The following is a 19,686-nucleotide window of genomic DNA, read 5'->3' as shown; positions in this document are numbered from 1 at the left end:
CGCTCGGGCTCACCGAGATCGCCTCGGTCCGCGCGACCATGGACGTGAACGAGATGGGCGAGCACAACGCCCGCCTGCACGCCTACCGGTCGGTCGACCCCGACTCGGAGTTGATCCCGGTGGCACGGTCGAACGGGATCACCCACGCGAACGTGGTGCCGGGCGGACGGCACGTCCGCGGCAACGCGGGGCTGCTCGCGCTCGACGGATGGACCTGGGAGGAGCGCATGGTCGGCGGACCCACGGGGCTGCACATGAACTGGCCCTCCGTGCGCCTGCGTCACGGCGGTGACGCCCCGCCGGTGGAGAAGCAGATCGCCGAGCGCGAGGAGGCGGTGCAGGAACTGGCCGACCTGCTCGATCGCGCGCGGGCCTACCGCCGGGCCCGGGCCGCGGCCGGAGAGCGCGGAGCCGGTCACACCGAACGCAACCTGGAGTTCGAGGCCTGGGGCCCGGTGCTCGATCGCGAGGTCCCGCTGTACGTCCACGCCGACGACGCCCGGCAGATCGAGAGCGCCCTGGACTTCGCCGCTGCCCAGGAACTGCGACTGGTGATCGTCGGCGGCCGCGATGCCCACCGCGTCGCGGACCGGCTCGCCGAGGCCGAGGTCGGTGTGATCCTCGAACGCGTGATGGCCCGGCCCGCCCGCGACTTCGAGGGCGTGCACTCGGGCTTCGAACGCGCCCGGCGGCTGCACGAGGCCGGCGTGGTGGCCGCGATCTCGGTCGGATCGGGCGGCTGGTTCGATTCGATCGCGCGCAACCTGCCCTTCCACGCGGGCATGGCGCGGGCGCACGGACTGCCCGACGGCGCTGCCCTGGCCAGCGTCACACTGAACCCGGCCCGGATCCTGGGCGTCGACGATCGCATGGGCAGCATCGAGGTGGGCAAGCGCGCACACCTGATCGCCACCACCGGCGACGTGCTCGAGATCCGCGAACCCGTCGCACGCATGTGGATCGACGGGCACGAGGTGGATCTCACCGATCGGCACGATCGTCTGTACGAACGCTACCGGGATCGACCGGCTCCGGCCGACGACTAGACGCACGGGTCTGATGCAATCGACCCAATCCGTCCGCACCGCGCGCGGTGCTAGTCTCGGGACGTGACCGACCCACTCCGATGTCGGTCGTGCTCCGGACTCCACGACCGGGAGGTGGACCATGCCGCGCTACGTGTTGATGACCCGTCTGTCGCCGGACGCCCTGCACGACGCCGAGACCCGACGCACCGCGGGTCGGCAGTGGATGGAACGGGTGAAGGACGCGTGTCCCGAGGTCGAGTGGATCGGCCACTACGCCCTGCTCGGGCCGTGGGACTTCATGGACCTCTACGACGCACCCGACGCCGAGACGGCACAGAAGGTCTCGCTGCTCTCGCGCGCCGAGGGCGCGGTCGCCGCCGAGAGCTGGCAGGCGCTTCCCTACGAGCGCTATCTGAAGGCGCTCGAAGACATCTCGCGCTGAGGGTCAGCAGCCCAGCGCCTCGCACGCGCGGTCGATCTCGTCGTGCCGGACGTAGATGACGTAACCAAAGCAATGCTGCGCGTCGGTGAGCCCGGTCGTGGCATACACGTCGACCCGGTGATCGTAGAGCTGCCGGTGCAACTCGGTCAGGGCACCCAGTTCGTCGTCGCCGTGCACCAGGATCGCCTCTTGCGGCGGGGTCAGGTCGAGTCCGAAGGATCTGGCCACACGCTCCAGGCGGTCCGGATCCTCGGGGAACAGGGTCACGTGCAGGCTGCTCGGGCCGATCGGCAGGCAGCTGAAGGCCAGCAGGTCGACCTGGGCGTCGGAGAGCTGTTGCAGGATCTGGTAGGCCGAACCGGGGCGGTCGGCGGCGTGCGCCGTGTAGTACTGGACGCGGCGGATCCGTACGGACATCGGGGGCTCCTCTCGGCGCGGCCGGCGGGCGCCCACGGCCCCCCGAGGCGAGTGGACTCTCAACGGGCGTCGACGCCGGCCCACCTCTCGGTTGCGGTGAGTGTGACCGACGGAGTCCCTCGGTGTAAAGCGTGGCTTGTGACGCGGAGATCGTTCGCACGGCGAGATGCCGGGGCCGTGTCCCCAGTCCACGACACCGCGCATTGACGAATCCTCCCCGCGTGCGGATGGTTTCCCGCATGGACTCCCGCGAGCCACGGTCTCCCCATCCCGAGGTGCTCGAGCCTCTTCGGCCCACGCCGGCGCTCGTGACGATCTTTGCGGTCACGCTCATGGCCGTCCTGGGGGTGGCGAGTGTGGCGCCGGCGTTCCCCGCGGTCGCTCGCGTCTTCGGTGTCGGTGCCCACGAGGTCGGATACCTGATCACCGCCTTCACTCTGCCCGGGGTCGTGCTGTCGCCCTTGCTGGGGGCCTGGGCCGACCGCTGGGGGAGGCGTGCGGTCCTCGTGCCGGCGCTCGCGGTGTTCGGGGTGGCCGGCGTGGCCTGCGCCTTCGCGCCGGATCTGCAGACCCTGATCGTCCTGCGTCTGGTGCAGGGCATCGGGGCCGCGCCGTTGGGGTCGCTGAACGTGACGTTGATCGGTGACCTGTACCACGGGCGGCGTCAGGTCTCGGCCATGGGCGCCAATGCCGCGGTGTTGAGCGTCGGAACGGCGATCTACCCTCCGTTGGGTGGTCTGCTGGCCGATCTCGACTGGCGTCTGCCCTTCCTGTTGCCGGTCCTCGCGATTCCGGTCGCGATCCTGGCGGCGCGCACGCTGCCCGACCATCAGCGTGGCGAGCCCGAGCACATGCTCCGCTACTTCGGACGGATCCTGCGCAGCCTCGGTCTGCGGCGCCTGGGTCTCATGGTAGGGAGCCTTCTGACCTTCCTGGTGCTCTACGGCAGTTACCTCACCTATCTGCCCTTCGTGATGGACGAGCGCTTCGACGCGTCGTCGAAGACCATCGGCGGGGTGTTCTTCGTGGCCTCGGTGGCCACGGCGGTGGTCTCCTCACGCCTGGCGCCGATCACCGAGCGGCTCGGGCGTCGCTGGCTGCTCGTGATCAGCTACGGGTTCTACGGTGCATCGATGGCGGTGGTGCCCTTCCTGCCGTCGTTGGCGTGGATGCTCCTTCCGGCATTCCTGTTCGGCGTGGGCAACGGCATGAACATCCCCACGCTGATGCAGTGGCTGGCGTCGTCGGTGGATCGCGAGGTCCGTGCCGGGGTCATGGCGCTGAATGCCGTGGCCCTGCGCGGCGGTCAGACACTGGGTCCGATCGTCGCCGGAGTCGGATTCTCGCTGGCCGGCGTCGAGGGCGCCTTCGCGGTGGGTGCGGCGGTCTCGGTATTGCTGGTCGGTCTGGCACTCCTGCTCGGTCGCGGCAGCGGCACGGATGCCGCCGCCGCGCGTTGACCGCAGTTCTTCACTCTGCGAAATCGAAGGGCACCGACATGCGCAGACGCAGGTCGCGCCCCCGCCCGAGGACGTAGCCCTTGTAGGTGTCGAGGAAGTCACGGTGCTTCTCGTCGAGCAGATTACGAACCTCGAACGCCAGGTCGATCTCGTTGGCGCCGAGTTCGAGTGTCGTCGACAGGTCGAACCCGAGCAGGGTGTAGGCGTCGGTGGACGCGGTGCCGAAGGTCCCGGGACGATCGAACTGGGCGAAGGGTTCCGAAGGACCACTGGCGTCCTTCTCGAAGACCCGTCGCAGGCGTGCGCGCGCCCTCGGCGTGCGGAAGGCCTTCCACTGCGGCCACGACACCGTGACGTGGGCGCCGACATGATCCGCCGGGAGTACGGGTAGATCGGCATCGAGTTCGCCGTCGGGTCCGAGAACGTCGTCTCCCTCTCCACGTACCACCGAGAAGTGGCCGCCGATTGCCAGCCAGGGGCGGGCGGCGAATTCTGCGTGACCCTCGACTCCCTGGATCACGGCGTCGGTCTGGTCGGACTCGAAGACGGGCAGGTCGTTCCCCGTGACTTCGCCCGTGTCGCGCAGGTACACGTAGTCGGAGATCGAGTTGCGGTAGACCGTCGCCTCGCCCTGCAGTCGCGCACGCGATGCGCGCAGCGAGAGTTCGGCCCCCAGCGACCGCTCGGAATCGAGATCCGGTCGACCGCGCTGGAAGGCGGCGACCCCTCCGTGCACGCCGTTGGCGTAGAGTTCGAAAACGCTGGGTGCACGAAAGCCCGAATTCACGTTCGCGGCGACGGAGAGGCCATCGATCAGGAGGACGTTCGCTCCGATCGATCCCGACATTTCGTCGTAGGTCTGCTCCAGCCGGTCGGGGTCCTCGGTGAGGGCATTCGGCGACGCTTCCTGCGACCGATGGTCGTAGCGCAGCCCTCCCGCCCAGGTCACGCGGCCGGCCTCGAACTCCTCGAAGGCGAAGAGGGCGAGGTTCCAGAGTTCGGACTCTGGTTCCAGAGCGACGGGGCCGCGGCTTTCGCCGTCCTGGGTCTGGAACTCGAGTCCCAGCGTTCCCTCGAACCCCCGGAGCGGAACGTGGATCGCCTCGAGCCGCGCGGTGATCACGTCTCGTTGCAGGTCGACGTCCGGATCGGCATCGGCTTCCCGAGGTGCTCCCGGGGCGTTGGCCTCGCGCTCGGCGCGCTGCCACTGCAGCGTGGGTTCGAAGGCGAAGCCGTCGAGGAGCCAGTTGCCGTCGAGACGCAGGTGCGACGAGCGGAGGAACACACCGATCCCCTGTGGTGGGTTCGTCGCGCTGCCCACGGGGCCGCCACCCGGCAGCAGGAAGTTCTCGTCGGTCGACCAGTGGTCGTAGGACACGCGTAGCGACCCTCGTTCGCCCTTCACGCCCGCGCTGGCGAAGGTCGACCACTGTTCGAAGTCGGTGAAGGGGATCTCGCCGGTGTACTTCGGGTCGCCGCCGGATCCACCGGCACTCGATTCGAAGAAGCTGGTCGCGTCGGGGGTCTCGAATTCGTCTCCCACGCGACGTTCGATGCCGAAGCGCGCGCCGAAAGCGCCGCGGGCCACGGCCAGGTCGATCTCGCCGGCCCGCTCGCCGTTGTTCGAATAGAAGTGTCCGCCCACGCGACCGCGGATCGGGGGCAGTGAACCGGTCGCCGACGGGATCGGCTTGAGACGCATGTTGATGGCGCCGCCGAGAGCATCGGAACCGAACAGGAGACTGGCCGGTCCGCGCACGACCTCCACGCGGTCGACGTTGAGCAGGGACGTCGTGGGGTGGTGGCGGATCCCGTACTGGTAGTACTCGTCGGCCACGCCGTCGAAGGCCGAGCGGATCCGCAGTCCGGTCAGCCCGCGGAGTACCGGCTTGCCCGCCTGCGATCCCGTCGAGACGTTCGAGACGCCGGCGACCTCCGACGCGAGAAGGTCGCCGAGCGATGCCGAACGGTGTTGGCGCACCGCGTCCGACGCGATCACGTCGGTGCTTCGCACGGTTCTCACCGTCTTCTTCGCTCGGGCGTTGGCGGTGACGACGACTTCCTCGCCGAGCAGAGGAGAGACCTCCATCGTGACGTCGATCACGGCCCGGTCGGTGTCGCGAAGGTCGACTTCACGGACCACGGTCCGGAATCCCAACCGACGGAAGCGCAGCGTGACCTGCTCGGCCGGCAGACCGGTGAGCCGGTAGGTCCCGTCGCGACCGGTGAGGCCGGCGATCCCCGGGTCGACGGCGCGGACGTCGACGACGAACAGTGGTGTGCCGTCGACGTCGCGGATGGTGCCCTCGACCACACGGGCCTCGTCGGCCGCGGCGGAAGACATCGGGTCGAGTACGAGCAATGACAGCAACAGGAACGGCAGGGCACGGAACATGGTTCCTCCTCGGTGAGGTCGACACGAAGACGCATGAGCACCGGTCACCGGAAGTGGTGGCCGGGACGAAGGTCAGACGCTGTCGATGCGAGGAGGGGCGCGCGACGAACAGGCCGCGGCCGTTCCGGACTCGGGGGGACGCGGCGCGGTCGTGGTGAGGGTCCCGGCGACCGTCTCGGGGGCGGGCACGCCGGCGGGGGACTCCCCGATCGCGGGGGCGGCGTGCAGGAGAATCGACAGGAAGGGGCACGGGTCCGGATCGATGTCGTCGACGGACACGGAGTGATCGCATCCGCGATCGAGCAGGAGGTGGGCGCTCGAGACCAACGGCGGTGCGACGACGAGCAGGATCGCCAGCAGATACGGAATGCGTCGCCGTGGACTGGTCACGCTTCCTCCCGGGCCCCGGTGCTCGGACCGATCCTGCTCGGAGAAACCGGCCCGGATCCGATCGCGTTCCGGTCGGATTCCGGTTCCGTTCTCCGACCGAAGTCTAGGCCCCCGGCCGGGTGCGTAGAACCCGGGACCGGCCGGGATCACGATTTCCATGCACGGCGGGGACCGCAACCACCCGACGCGTCCGCCGGACGATGGTCGTGCCGAAGAGCCGGTCCGGCACGCAGAACGCCGCCCCCGGACGGGAGCGGCGTTCCGATGCGCAGTCGCGGCGGCGCCTATTGTGGCTTCACGTCGAGCAGCTCGACGTCGAAGATCAGGTGCGCGTTCGGCGGGATCACGCCGCCCGCACCGCGGGCGCCGTAGCCCAGCTCGGGCGGGATCATCAGGCGACGCTTTTCGCCGACCTCCATGGTGAGGAAGGCCTCGTCCCAGCCCTTGATCACGTTGCCGACGCCGATCGGCACCACGAAGGGCTTTCCGCGGTCGAGGCTGCTGTCGAACTTGGTGCCGTCGATCAGGTAGCCGGTGTAGTGGGCCGAGATCGTGTCGCCGCGGGCGGGCTTCGCGCCGCTCCCGGCTTCGGTGACCACGTACATCAGGCCGTTCTCGAGGGTCACGATGTCGTCCTCGCTCCCACTCGGAGCGGCCTCGGTCAGCTTCTCGACCAGCAACCGCTGCTTCTCGGCCGCACGCTCCGCCGCGATCTCGGCGGCGCGGGCGAAGGCGGCCGCGGCGTCGAAGGCTTCCGCTTCACTGCCCTTGCGCACGATCTCCACGGTCTCCAGCGTCACGGGCTCGACCGGGGTGTTCTGGCCCTCGGTCTCGACGTTGCCGATCGCGTCGACGACGTCCTGTCCGGACACCACCTCGCCGAACACGCTGTGCTTGTCGTCGAGCCACGGCGTGGCCTTGTGGGTGATGAAGAACTGGCTGCCGTTGGTGCCCGGGCCCGCGTTGGCCATCGACAGGACGCCGGGCCCGTCGTGCCGCAGGCTCGGGTCGAATTCGTCCATGAACCGGTAGCCAGGCCCCCCCGTCCCGGTGCCCAGGGGATCGCCACCCTGGATCATGAAGTCGGGCATCACGCGGTGGAAGGTGGTTCCGTCGTAGAGCGGTTCGGTGCGCTCCTCGTCGGTCCGCGGATCGGTCCAGGTCTTCGTACCCTCGGCGAGGCCGACGAAGTTACCGACCGTCACCGGGACCTTGTCGTAGTGCAGACGGGTGACGATGTCGCCCATCGAGGTGCGGAAGATCGCGTACATGCCGTCCTCGACGGGCACGAGGCCGTCGTCGGCGGACGACGGATCGGAACTCTCGGAGTTCGCGCAGGCGCTGCCGGCGAGCAGGATGATGCTCAGCAGAGGCAGCGCGAACGAACGGGGCGAGTGTCGGACAAGGATCATGATCGCAATTCCTCGGGTGGAGTCGGGGAAGGGCTTCGGGTCGAAACCCCGGGCATGGTCGCCACAGCGGCCGGATCGTGCAAGGGTGGGCTCTCTTGACGGTGTCGGGGGCCCTCCCTAACCTCTCTCGATCCCACCGAATCCCAGGCAACCAAGGAATGGTCGTGCGACGCTCCCTCCGATCCGTGCTCGCCTCTCGCGCCCGCGGTGTGGCCCTCCTGGGCCTGCTCGGCCTTCTCGCGTGCGCCAGCGGCCCGGCCGACGACGCCCCCACGATGGCCCCGAACGCGCAAGGAGCCGCCATGAAAGTCGTACCGTCCAGTCTGACCACGGGCGTCGAGCGCCACACGCTGTCCAACGGTCTCACCCTGCTGATCAAGCAGAACCGCTCGGCCCCCGTCGCCGCGGTGGTGACGCACGTGAAGACCGGATACTTCCACGAACCGGACGAACTGGCCGGCATCAGCCACGTGATCGAGCACATGTTCTTCAACGGGACACCGTCGCGGCCCGATCCCGAGGCGATCAGCCGCGAGACCAAGGCCCACGGAGGGACCTTGAACGCGGGCACGATCTACGATCGCACCAGCTACTACGTCGTGCTTCCCGCGGAACGGTGGCGCGAGGGTCTCGAGATCCAGGCCGACGCGCTGCAGAACCCTCTGTTCGACGAGGACGTCCTTTCGCGCGAGATGCAGGCGATCCTGCAGGAGGCCCGGCGCAAGCTCGACAACCCCGGTGCCTACGGCCGCGAGAAGATGTTCGACCTGGCCTTCGACCACCATCGGATGCAGCGGTGGCGAATCGGGACCGAGGACGTTCTGGGCTCGATCGACCGAGAAGAGCTCGTCCGTTGGTACGAGGACCACTATCGGCCGACGAACGTCGTGCTCACCGTGGTGGGCGACGTCGACCCGGCGAAGGTCCTGTCCGAGGTCGAGAGCCTGTACGGCGACATGCCCCGCGGCCATCTCCGGCAACACACCGGACCCGACGAGCCCCAGCAGGAGGAATTCCGCTACCGGCGCCTGCGCGGGCAGCTGATCCGTGGCTACACCTTCCTGGGATTCCACACCCCGGGGGAGAACCACCCCGACAACGCCGCGCTCGACGTGTTGGCCACGGTGCTCGCCACCGGTCGCAGCAGCCGCATGCAGGCCCGCCTGCGCGAGGACATGGGCCTGGTGTCGACGGTGAACGCCGCGAGCTACCAGTACGACGACGTGGGCATGTTCGAGATCAGCGCCACCTACGATCCCGAACAGACCGACTGGGTCGGTCGCGAACTCTTCGTCGAGGTCGAACGCATGAAGCTGTTCGGTCCGACCGACGAGGAGCTCGACCGGGCCCGGGGTATCCTGGAGGCGGCCGAGGCCTTCGGACAGGAAGAGGTCCTGGGACAGGCCAACATGCTGGCGGCCTACGAGGCCCAGGGTGGGTATCGTCTCTACGACCGGGAACTGGCCGAGCTCCGTTCGGTGCGGGCCGAGGACGTGAAGCGGGTGGCCAACACCTATCTGACCTTCGACAACGCGTCGTTGCTGGAATACGTCACGCCCGAGGTCATCGGCGAGCGCACGGCCGAGGAGCAGCGCGAGCACCTCTACGGCGCGGTCCTGGCGGCGGTCCGGGAGATGGACGTTCCGGACCTGCCCGACCAGCGCCCGAGCCTGCTGCCCCGCGAGCAGATCGAGTCGTGGGCCGAGCGCCTGGCCTCGTCCCCGGCCGACGAGGGCGAACGGTCACGCTTCGACCTGCCCGGTGGGGGTGTCCTGGTGGTCGAGGAGAACCCCGACGCGCCCACCGTCACGGCCGGTATGTATTTCCTCGGCGGCCGGACCAACGAGTTCCGCAACATCAGTGGTGTCACGCAGTTGATGCAGCGGTTGATGGTCAAGCAGACCCAGAACCGGTCGGTGGAGCAGCTCGCGGCCGAGATCGAGTCGATGGGCACGCAGATCCGCCGCGTGGCCACCGACGACTGGCTCGGATTCGCCGTGGCCAGCCGGTCGGAGGACTTCGCCGCGGCCTTCGACGTCCTGTTCGACGTCGTGACGCGGCCGAACTTCCTGGCCGAGCAGTACGCCAAGGAATTCCGTCAGCACCGGGCCGCGATCCAGGCGGTCGAGGATCAGTCGTCGGCCATGGCCGTCCAGTTGATGCGGGCCGCCCTGTTCGCGGAGCATCCCTACGGCCTGCCCGAGCTGGGTCTCGCCAACGTCCTGCAGTACCTCGACGCCGATCGTGTCGACCAGCACCACTACGAGGTCGTCCGGCCCGAGACCATGGTCCTGAGCGTGGCCGGGAACGTCGACGCCGATCTCGTGTTCGAGCTCGTGAAGACCTATGCCGAGGAGTGGCGGGTGACGGGCCGGCCCTCGCCGAACACGATCGACGGTTTCTACGCGGCCGAGCGCATCGAGCAGTTGCCCAGCCTGCTGAGCAATCGTGACGTGGCCATGGAGAAGGAACGGGCCCAGACGGCGCTGTTGATGGCCTATCCAACGGTCGACCGCCGTCATCCCGATGCCCCGGCACTCGAGGTCCTGTCGGCGATCACGGGGGGGCTGGGCGGCACCTTCTTCGAGGAGATCCGCGGCCGCCGCGGGCTGGCCTACCAGGTCTCGACCTTCAGTGCCACGCGGACGCTCGGTGGCTTCTTCGGGACCTTCGTCGCCTGCTCGCCCGAGGAGGAGCATACGGTGATCGAGCTCGTGGCCGATCTGCACGCGCGCCTGGCCGACGAACCGCCCTCGGCCCCGGAACTCGAGCGCGCCCAGAACTATCTGGTGGGCTCGTACAAGGTGTCCGCGCAGACCAACGCTGCCCGCAGCGGGCGGATGGCCGCCGCCCTGCTGGGTGGATTCGACCTCGAGCGGATCGACACCTACGAGCAGCGCATCCGCGACGTCACCCGCGAGGACCTGGCCCGTGTGGCCCGCGAGCACTTCGTCGACCAGCCCTACGCGTTGGGCATCGTGCGCGGCACCGACGGCCGCGGCGCCGACCCCGCCGAATCCCGCTAGGAACGGAACCGGAGCCCATGCTGACCAGTCACGAGATCCGCCAGGCCTTCCTGGACTTCTTCGCCGAGCGCGGCCACGAGATCGTGCCGAGCGCCACGTTGATCCCGCAGGACGACCCCACCCTGCTGTTCACCAACGCTGGCATGAATCAGTTCAAGGCCCTGCTGCTCGGCACCGAGCGTCGCAGCTACGTGCGCGCGGCCGACGCGCAGAAGTGCATGCGGGTGAGCGGCAAGCACAACGACCTCGAGGCGGTGGGCCGCGACGGCCGTCACCACACGTTCTTCGAGATGCTCGGCAACTGGAGCTTCGGCGACTACTACAAGCGCGAGGCGATCGAGTGGGCCTGGGAGTTCCTGACGAAGACCATGGAGCTCGACCAGGACAAGCTGCTGATCAGCGTCTACAAGGACGACGACGAGAGCTTCGAGATCTGGAACGGGGTCGTGGGTGTGCCCGCCGACCGGATCCATCGCCTGGGCGACATCGAGAAGGGCGACGAGGAGAACTTCTGGAGCATGGGCGACACCGGTCCCTGCGGCCCGTGCACCGAGATCCACTACGACCAGGGGCCGGAGCTGGCCCAGGGTGATGACCGCCCGCTCGGCGAGAACGACAGCGATCGCTACCTCGAGATCTGGAACCTGGTGTTCATCCAGTACGACCGCGACGGCGAGGGCACGATGAAACCCCTCCCGCTGCAGAGCGTCGACACCGGCATGGGCCTGGAGCGCCTGGCCGCGCTGAAGCAGGGCGTGACCAGCAACTACGGGACCGACCTGTTCACGCCGATCCTCGACTGGGTCGCCCGCGAGAGCGGGGCTGACCGCGGCGACGACGAACAGCGCGTGAGCATGCAGGTGATCGCCGACCACATCCGCGCCCTGACCTTCGCCGTGGCCGACGGCGGCCGGCCGGGCAACGACGGACGCGGCTACGTGCTGCGCCGCATCCTGCGTCGGGCCGTGCGCCACGGGCGCAACCTCGGCTTCGGTGAGCCCTTCCTGTACCGCTGCGCCGACGTGGTGATCGAGCAGATGGGCGATCACTACCGCGAGCTCCGCGAGGCCCGCGAGCACGTCCAGCGCGTGATCCGGGTGGAGGAGGAGCGCTTCCTCCAGACCCTGGACCGCGGTCTGCAGCGCTTCGGCGAGTTCGCCGACCAGGCCGTCGAGCGCGGCGACCGCCGGATCACCGGCGAGCAGGCCTTCATGCTGCACGACACCTACGGCTTCCCCGTCGACCTCACCGCGGTCATGGCCGAGGAGCAGGACCTGACGGTCGACACCGAGGGCTTCGCCCACGAGATGGAGAAGCAGCGCGAGCGCGCGCGGGCCGCCGGGAAGTTCCAGGCGGGCGAGCGCGGCGAGGAGTGGCGCTGGATCGACGGCGAGCCCGGCGCCGACCGCGCGTCGGTGCGCTTCGTCGGCTACGACACCCTGCGCACCGAGGCGCGGATCCTGGGCGTGCGCCCGCTCGACGGCGACGAGTACGAGGTCAGCATCGACCCCTCACCGTTCTACGCCGAGAGCGGTGGGCAGGTCGGCGACACCGGCTCGATCCGCGGCGAGCGGCTGGTGCTCGAGGTCCTCGACACCCAACCCGGTAGCGGCGGGCCGGTGACCCGCGTGCGGTTGGTGGAGGGTTCGCTCGAGCGCGACGACCTGGGATCGCTGGTGGTCACGGCCGAGGTCGACACGCCGAAGCGCGTGGCGACCATGCGCAACCACACCGCCACGCACCTGCTGCACGCCGCGTTGCACGAGCACCTGGGCACGCACGCCACGCAGGCCGGTTCGCTGGTGAACGAACAGAAGCTGCGCTTCGACTTCCACCACGACGGCGCACTCGGCAAGGAGATGCTCGACACACTCGAGGCCGAGGTGAACCGGCAGATCCTGCGCGATTTCGAGGTGAGCAAGCACGTCGACGTGCCGATCGACGACGCGCGGGCCATGGGCGCGATCGCCATGTTCGGCGAGAAGTACGGCGACACCGTGCGCGTGGTGCAGGTGTCCGACGTGTCGACCGAGTTCTGCGGCGGCACCCACTGCGACCACACCGGGCAGATCGGTCTGTTCCGGATCACCGGCGAGAGCGCGGTGGCCGCCGGGGTGCGGCGTGTGGAGGCCGTGACCGGCGAGGCGGCCGTGCGCCTGTCGCAGCACGAGCACGCGATCCTGCGCGATCTCGGCGAGCGCCTGAGCGCCCGCCCCGACGAGATCGAGACTCGGGTCGATTCGCTGCAGGACGAGGTCAAGCAGCTCCGCGTCCAGCTCGAGGAGGCCCGCAAGGCCCAGGCCGGCGACGTGGTCGGCGACCTGGTGGCGAAGGCCGACGAGGTCGACGGGCTGAAGCTGGTGAGCGCGCGGATCGACGTCCCCGACCGCGGGGCCCTGATGAACATGGCCGACGAGCTGCGCGCCAAGCTCGGCACCGGGGTCGGCGTGCTCGGCACCGTGCTCGACGGCAAGGGCACGCTGATCACCGTGGTCACCGACGACCTCGTGAAGGACGGTCTGCGGGCCGGCGACCTGATCAAGCCGATCGCGGCCGTGGCCGGCGGCGGAGGTGGCGGCAAGCCCCACCTGGCTCAGGCCGGTGCCAAGCAGGTCGACAAACTCGACGATGCCCTGGCCGCGGCCCGCGACGTGGTCCACACGGCGCGGAGCTGAGCCGAGCGCTCAGCCTTCGGCAGCCCACGCCGCGGCGCGCAGTCCGCTGATCACGGCGCCCTCCATGTAGCCTCCGTACTCGCGTGAGGTCTCCGTGCCCGACAGCAGGAGACGTCCGCCGAACTGCGGCACCCACAGGCGCGGATCGCCGTACTGCGTGCCCACCGGAACTGCCTTCGCGTCGACGTCGCTGCTGAAGCGCTCGTGCGGCCAGCTGCATGCGTCGAACTCGAGCGGGGTGGTCGCCTCGGGGCCGAAGAAGCGCGCGAGGTGGTCGAGTGTGCGTTCGTCGCGCCGCCCAGGGTCTTCGAGATGGGAACCCGGACGTAGGAAGCCGGTCAGCGCGAAGGGATCGCCGTCGGCGTCGCTGTGGTCGTGGACTTCCTCCACGATTCCCGCGTGCGCGACGCCGAAGCCTCCACCGCGCCCGCGCCAGAAGGGCTCGGCGTAGCGCGCCCAGAACTTCACGGCGTGGCCCATCCACGTGGGGGTGCCGGCGAGCACGCCTGCCACCGCCGGCGGCAGGGCGGGCTCGAAGTCCACCGTACGGGCGAGCAGGCGCGGGGGCAGGGTGGTGACCACGCGGTCGGCCACGATGGTGTCGGCCCGGCCGGTTCCGTCTTCGACCTCGATCTCGATCGCGTCCGTCCGGTGGCGCAGGGTCGTCGCACGGATCCCGTACCGGATCTGCGCGGGAGCGAGGGTCGCGACCAGGGCGTCGATCAGGGCACTGCTTCCGCCGCGGAAGCGGAAGGTCGGCTCGGGCGGTGGGGGGAAGTCCAGCGACTGCACACCGCGCGGGCCGAGGTCGACCAGGCCGCCGCCCTCGAAGGCCTGGTCGAAGCGGCCGACGCCGAGCGATTCGGCGACCCGCACGAGGTGGGGGTGTTTCGGGCCGAACCAGGTCGCTCCGCGCTCGAAGGCCCCCCGACCGTCGCCACCGCTCACGGTTTGGATCCGGCCTCCGGGGCGGTCCCGCGCCTCCAGGAGCACCGCCTCGACGCCCTGGCCGCGCAGGATCGACGCGGTGACCAGGCCGCTGAGTCCGGCGCCGACCACGACCAGGGGCCGCGCGGGTGAGCGATTCGTCATGCCTTCCTCCGACGCGCCAAGCTAGGCCACACCGATCCGACGGCCAACCGCGATCGGCCGGGTCCGGGGTTCGGCCAGAGGTCGATTTGACGCAGCCGGGCGATTCCGGGGATAATCCAGTCGACCGGAGCGCCGGAACACCGGATTCCGCGCCGTCGATTCCCAGCCCGCTCGTCTCACGAGGTCAGACTCCATGCCGTTGCGACAACTCGCGTTCCTGTTCCCTGCCTTCCTGCTCCTCGCCGTCTCCGCTTCGCCGGCGGTTGCCCAGGGTGACTCCGAGACCGTCGGACAGTCCCTGGGCGCCATCTACGCCAGCGCGTCGCCGACCAGCTACGTTCCCTCGCTCCAGGTGGAGGCCGGAGGGAGCGCGACCGTGTACATCATCGCCGACATCGACTACTCCGAGATCGGCGTTCCGTCGGAGAACGAATTCAACGGCCTGTTCGCCTGGGAGGCGAGCCTGCAGCTGCCGGCCGACGTGTTCAGCGTCGGCGTCGCCCTGAACCCCGCCGGTGCGCTGAACGTCGGATCCCCGCCGGATTTCATCGTGGGGACCACGCAGGTGCTGCTCGCCGAGAGCTCGCCCCTGCTGCTGGCCACGATCTCACTGGTCACCGTGGGACTGATCCAGGAAGCGCCAGTGACCCTCGCGCCGGTCCCCGACCCCTCGATCCCCGACGCGATGACCTGGGCCGAGGAGAACGCCGTGGGCAACGAGTGCTTCACGCCGACCGGCCCCACCGGCTGCGTGCGCGCCTTCGCCTCCTCGGGCGGCCTCGTCATCAACGAGTCCCCGGTCGACACCGAGGAGTCCAGCTTCGGGGCCCTGAAGGCCGGGATCGTCGGTCAGGACTGACCCCCGCCCGCCCCGCCGTCCGTGACGGGCTCCGCCGTGCCGGCGGGGCCCGTTCGATGTGCCCTCGGGTCGGCATCACGATTCCTCGTTGCAACATCGCGGTCCTGCTGGCGTAGTCTGACTTCTTTCGACCACCCGCCACCCGAGGAGACCCCATGGCGCCCATCCTCGAGCTCCGCGGGGTACGCAAGACCTACGGCGACTTCGTGGCCGTCGAAGGTCTGGACCTGAGCGTGCCCCCGGGATCGATCTACGGCGTGCTCGGCCCGAACGGCGCCGGCAAGAGCACGACCATCCGGATGATCATGAACATCTACGTGCGCGACGCGGGCGAGATCCTGCTCGCCGGACGTCCGCTCGACCGCGCGGCCACCGATCGCGTGGCCTACCTGCCCGAGGAGCGCGGGCTGTACCGCAAGATGAAGGTGCACGACCACATCGTGTACCTGGCGCGGCTCAAGGGCATGGCCGCCGCCGAGGCCGCGGCCAAGGCCGACGCCTGGCTCGAGCGCTTCGACCTGGCCGATCGCGCCGAGGCGAAGGTCGACGAATTGAGCAAGGGCATGCAGCAGAAGGTGCAGTTCATCGCCTGCGTGCTGCCCGAGCCCGACCTGATCATCCTCGACGAGCCCTTCAGCGGACTCGATCCGATCAACACGCGCCTGCTCACCGACATCATCCAGGAGCAGCGCCAAGCCGGGCGTACGGTGCTTTTCAGCACGCACGTGCTCGAGCAGGCCGAGAAGATCTGCGACCACATCGTGCTGATCCACCGCGGCAAGAAGCTGCTCGACGGTGGGCTCGACGAGATCCAGGAGCGCTATCCGGTCGACACGATCGAGGTGGCCGGGTCCTTCGACACCGCGACGCTCGAGTCGCTCGACTCAGTGGAGAAGGTGTTCGAGCAGGGTACGCGCTGGCGCGTGCAGATGCGCGACGGGCTGCCACACCAGGAGCTGTTGCGCGAGCTGACCGGGCGCGGTGAGGTCGACCACTTCTCGGCGGTCCGGCCACCTCTCACCGACATCTTCGTCCGCGAGGTCGAGCGCGAGGGCCTGCAGCTCGAGGAACACGAGATGGACAGCGCACAGGGGGTGTCGGCGTGAGTGGCAAGCTGTGGATCGTGGTCCGCAAGGAGTACCTCGAGCGGGTCCGGACGCGATCGTTCGCCCTGGGCACCGCGCTCGGGCCGGTGTTGATCGCGGCGATGATGTTCGGGCCGGCGCTGCTGGCCGAGCGCACCGGGCCCGAGAGCCAGTCGATCGTCATCGTCGATCCGGGCGACGGCCAGGCCGGCGAGCGACTGCAGTCGATGCTCGACGCCGCCGCGCAGGCGCAGGGGGACGGTTTCCCCCTGCAGGCGGAGTTCGCACGGGTCGAGTCCGAGGGCGAACTCGAGCAGTTGCGCACGGACCTCGACGCCGAGGTCGGCAGCGACGAGCTCGACGGCTACGTGGTCTTGGCCGAGGACTTCCTCGAGTCCGGCCGCGCCGTGTACTACGGCGAGAGCCTGAGTGGCGTGATCGGGGTCGAGGTCCTCGAGAACTTCCTCGACCAGGCCGTCCAACAGGAGCGCATGCGGGAGCTGGGGATCGGATCGGCGGAGTTGGCCGAAGTGCTGCGCGGGGCCAACCTCGAGAAACGCAGCGTCGGCGCCGAGGACGACGTGAGCATGCAGAGCCGTCTGCTCGTCGGCGTGGCCATGATCATGCTCCTGTACTTCATGATGATCTTCTACGGCCAGTTCACCATGCAGGCCGTGATCGAGGACAAGTCGACCCGCGTGGTCGAGGTCATGCTCGCGAGTGTGACGCCCGGTCAGCTGATGATGGGCAAGCTGCTGGGACAGGGCCTCGTGGGCTTCACCCAGTTCGTGATCTGGGTGGTGATCGGTGGCTTGTTCTCGAACCTCGGTGGTCAGGTGGCCGGCCTCGACATCCAGATCGGGTTGATCGGCGTGGATCTCTGGATCTGGTTCGGCGTGTTCTTCGTGCTCGGCTTCCTGCTGTACAGCTCGCTCTACGCGGGGGTGGGGGCCCTGTGCTCGAGCATGCAGGATGCCCAGCAGTACCAGGGTCCGATCACCATGCTGATCGTGCTGCCGGTGCTGCTCCTCCAGGTGGCGATCCAGGCGCCGGACAGCGGAACCTCGCTGGTGCTCAGCCTGATCCCACTGTTCACGCCGATCCTCATGTTCATCCGCATCGTGATCGGGGATCCGGCGCTGTGGCAGGTGGTCCTGTCGGTCGTGCTGTTGCTGCTGACGGTGCTGGGCTCGCTCCAGCTGGCGGCCAAGCTCTTCCGTCTGTCGATCCTGCACTTCGGCAAGGCGCCGGGGTGGGGGCAGATCATGAAGATGTTGCGCGCGTCGGACTGAAGCGAACGGCACCCATGAAGAAGGCGGGCGATCCGGAGATCGCCCGCCTTCGTGTGTCCGGCTACTGCGGTGGGCGTCAGTTCACGCCCGCGAGCTGCTCCTGGACCTGCATGTTCATCTCGGGAACCTGGTCGGGCAGACTCTCGAAGTAGCCGTAGAAGTGCGGCGGGATGAGCACGCGATTGATCACGTGGGCCACACCGTTGCTGGCCAGCACGTCGGCCGCCACGACTCTCGAGAAGTTCACGAAGATCCCGAAACGGCTCTTGAAGACGAAGGTCTTGTCGCCCTGCGCCATCTCCACGCGCTGGAAGCGGTTCAGGTCGGTGCTCAGGACCTCGGCGCCGCTCACGACGTGGTACAGGAGCAGGTCCTGCAGGAACTCCACGTTCTCGGGCTCGAGCAGCTCGGCCACCAGGCCGTCGGGCAGACGGTCGAAGGCGTCGTTGCTCGGCGCGAAGACCGTGAACGGACCCTCGCTGCGCAGGGTCTCCTCGAGACCGGCCGCCTGCACGGCGGTGACCAGCGTGCTCAACCCGGCATCGACGGCGGTGTCGACCAGGTCGTCGGTCGGCTCGGCTGGATCCTCGAGCGTGAAGCCCTCGGGAATGAGGACCTCGTCGATCACGTGGATCACACCGTTGGTGGCCTGCACGTCGGCGAGCTGGACCCAGACCCCGTTGACCAGGATCAGGCGGAAGAAGCGCAGGATCTCCACGTCACTGCCCTCGAGGGTCTCGACCCGCTGGAAGAAGCGCAGGTCGCCGCTGTTCACCTGTCCCTCGAGCACGTGGTAGAGCAGAATCTGCTGGAGCTTGTCCTGGTTCTCCGGGAGCAGCAGTGCGTCGAGCAGACCGGCCGGAAGGTCGGCGAAGGCCTCGTCGGTCGGGGCGAACACGGTGAAGGGGCCGTCGCTACGGAGCGCGCCCTCGAGCTCGGCGGCCTGCACGGCCGCGACCAGGGTCTCGAAGCCCGCGGCGACGGCGGTGTCGACGATGTCGCCCGAGGCGGTCCGCTGCAGGGCGAACTCGGTCTCGACTCCGGGCATGTCCTCGTTGACCGGGAACTGCTCCTCGCCCGTCGGTGCGTCGTTCGCCGGGCCCATCGGCTCGACGTTCGAGTCGTCACTGCAGCCCGCGAAGGCGAACAGGCCCAGGACCAGGAAGACGATCAGACTGTTCTTCAATGGATTCTCTCCGGATTGGCGTGAACGTGAACCCGGGACAGGGCGGGATCACGGGGTGCGCGACCGTTTTCGTCGGAGCCGGGTCGTTGGATGCGACGGTGGGGGACGGCGGTTCTCGATGCCACCGCTTGCCGTACAAGGTGTTCGAGAAGGGGTCCGTCGTGGCCACGGCTTCCTCGTCACGGTCCCGGAGGTGTCAAGAGATCGTGAAGCATCACGGTCCACCGCTCCGATGTTTCGATTTCCTTGCGGCCGCTCTTGCTCGGCGCCCCCGCGTCTCCGTTATAATTGCTCGGGTCCACGCGACCCCGGTCCTCTCGCGAAACGGAATCGACACCGTGCCACGCTGGTTCGCCCACGTCGCCACCTGGAGTCTCATCCTCGCCGTCCTGTTCATCGGGATTCCCCGCGCGGGGAACCAACCGCTGATCGCCGGCGACACGAGCTCGGAGTTCCGCGCGCTGTCGCAGAGGCTCGATCGGCTCGAGCGCGACAACCGTCGTCTGCGCGAGAGTCTGGAGCACTACCGCCGCCTGAGCGATCGCGTCGACCGCATCGAGGTCACCGGCGAGGTCCCCGCCGAAGGCATGCCGCTGCGTCTCTTCGACGTCCCCGAGACCGTGACCTTCTGCGGCGAGCGACTGCCGTTCGAGATCCCCGAGGTGCACCGTCGCTTCGAGGAGGAGTGGTACCGCTTCCTCGTGAACCGGCACTGGGTGCTGAAGTGGCACCGTCGCTCGCGCGACGCGTTCCCCGTGATCGAACGCGAGCTCGCCGAGCGTGGACTGCCCGACGACCTGAAGTTCGTCATGGTGATCGAGAGTGGCGTCGAGCCCCGCGCCCGCAGCGGCGCCGGCGCGGTCGGCTGGTGGCAGTTCATGCCCGGAACGGCCGGCGACTACGGCCTGCACACCACGCGCGTGGTCG

Annotated in this window: 15 protein-coding genes; 9 read left to right on the top strand and 6 right to left on the bottom strand. The window is 68.8% G+C overall.

The features are described 5' to 3' along the window. Together VKA86_07970 and VKA86_07965 are read left to right on the top strand one after the other, a co-directional pair. A partial coding sequence (locus VKA86_07970) for an amidohydrolase family protein (protein ID HKK71140.1) occupies positions 1–1,046 on the top strand: 1,046 nt, incomplete at its 5' end. A gap of 121 nt (positions 1,047–1,167) precedes the next feature. Next, on the top strand, positions 1,168–1,470 hold the full coding sequence (locus VKA86_07965; protein ID HKK71139.1) for a GYD domain-containing protein: 303 nt from the start codon (positions 1,168–1,170) through the stop codon (positions 1,468–1,470). A gap of 3 nt (positions 1,471–1,473) precedes the next feature. Here VKA86_07965 and VKA86_07960 read toward each other — a convergent pair whose 3' ends face one another. Then, the gene (locus tag VKA86_07960) at positions 1,474–1,887 is read right to left on the bottom strand and encodes a hypothetical protein (GenBank protein ID HKK71138.1); all 414 of its coding nucleotides are present in this window, start codon (positions 1,885–1,887) and stop codon (positions 1,474–1,476) included. A 239-nt stretch (positions 1,888–2,126) separates the two neighbouring features. Here VKA86_07960 and VKA86_07955 point away from each other — a divergent pair, with 239 nt between their 5' ends. Then, a complete protein-coding gene (locus tag VKA86_07955) occupies positions 2,127–3,347 on the top strand; it encodes an MFS transporter (protein ID HKK71137.1) in 1,221 nt (406 codons plus the stop codon). Positions 3,348–3,357: 10 nt separating this feature from the next. On the opposite strand, the gene VKA86_07950 is transcribed toward VKA86_07955, so the two are convergent. The 3 genes from VKA86_07950 to VKA86_07940 all read right to left on the bottom strand — a co-directional run bounded on the left by VKA86_07950 (position 3,358) and on the right by VKA86_07940 (position 7,544). Beyond that, positions 3,358–5,742 carry a TonB-dependent receptor gene (locus VKA86_07950; GenBank protein ID HKK71136.1) on the bottom strand — a complete coding sequence of 795 codons (2,385 nt, stop codon included), beginning with the start codon at positions 5,740–5,742 and terminating at the stop codon, positions 3,358–3,360. A gap of 72 nt (positions 5,743–5,814) precedes the next feature. Then, entirely contained in the window at positions 5,815–6,132 is a 318-nt protein-coding gene (locus VKA86_07945) for a hypothetical protein (GenBank protein HKK71135.1), read from the bottom strand. A 284-nt stretch (positions 6,133–6,416) separates the two neighbouring features. Continuing rightward, complete coding sequence (locus VKA86_07940) at positions 6,417–7,544, bottom strand: peptidylprolyl isomerase (protein HKK71134.1); 1,128 nt, start codon at positions 7,542–7,544, stop codon at positions 6,417–6,419. Between the two features lie 302 nt (positions 7,545–7,846). Between VKA86_07940 and VKA86_07935 the strand changes: the two genes are divergently transcribed. Then, positions 7,847–10,570, top strand: a complete 2,724-nt coding sequence (locus VKA86_07935) for a pitrilysin family protein (GenBank protein HKK71133.1) — start codon at positions 7,847–7,849, stop codon at positions 10,568–10,570. A gap of 20 nt (positions 10,571–10,590) precedes the next feature. Continuing rightward, positions 10,591–13,245, top strand: coding sequence for an alanine--tRNA ligase (gene alaS / locus VKA86_07930; protein HKK71132.1), 2,655 nt, complete (start codon positions 10,591–10,593; stop codon positions 13,243–13,245). 9 nt (positions 13,246–13,254) lie between these two features. On the opposite strand, the gene VKA86_07925 is transcribed toward alaS, so the two are convergent. Next, a complete protein-coding gene (locus VKA86_07925; protein ID HKK71131.1) occupies positions 13,255–14,337 on the bottom strand; it encodes an NAD(P)/FAD-dependent oxidoreductase in 1,083 nt (360 codons plus the stop codon). Between the two features lie 193 nt (positions 14,338–14,530). On the opposite strand from VKA86_07925, the gene VKA86_07920 reads away from it, so the two are divergent. The 3 genes from VKA86_07920 (at position 14,531) to VKA86_07910 (ending at position 17,573) form a co-directional block, all read left to right on the top strand. After that, on the top strand, positions 14,531–15,196 hold the full coding sequence (locus VKA86_07920; GenBank protein ID HKK71130.1) for a hypothetical protein: 666 nt from the start codon (positions 14,531–14,533) through the stop codon (positions 15,194–15,196). A gap of 155 nt (positions 15,197–15,351) precedes the next feature. Then, a complete protein-coding gene (locus VKA86_07915) occupies positions 15,352–16,302 on the top strand; it encodes an ATP-binding cassette domain-containing protein (GenBank protein HKK71129.1) in 951 nt (316 codons plus the stop codon). After that, positions 16,299–17,573, top strand: a complete 1,275-nt coding sequence (locus tag VKA86_07910; GenBank protein HKK71128.1) for an ABC transporter permease — start codon at positions 16,299–16,301, stop codon at positions 17,571–17,573. Before VKA86_07915 ends, VKA86_07910 begins: the two co-directional genes overlap by 4 nt. Positions 17,574–17,649: 76 nt before the next feature. Here the strand turns inward: VKA86_07910 and VKA86_07905 are convergent, their stop codons facing one another. Next, entirely contained in the window at positions 17,650–18,759 is a 1,110-nt protein-coding gene (locus tag VKA86_07905; protein HKK71127.1) for a fasciclin domain-containing protein, read from the bottom strand. Between the two features lie 338 nt (positions 18,760–19,097). Between VKA86_07905 and VKA86_07900 the strand changes: the two genes are divergently transcribed. Then, positions 19,098–19,686, top strand: a 589-nt coding sequence (locus tag VKA86_07900) for a transglycosylase SLT domain-containing protein (protein ID HKK71126.1), incomplete at its 3' end; no start/stop codon positions are given.

The sequence above is a fragment of the Candidatus Krumholzibacteriia bacterium genome, from assembly GCA_035268685.1.
Classification (GTDB): Bacteria; Krumholzibacteriota; Krumholzibacteriia; order JAJRXK01; family JAJRXK01; genus JAJRXK01.
This window is presented reverse-complemented; position numbering and strand designations above follow the sequence as displayed.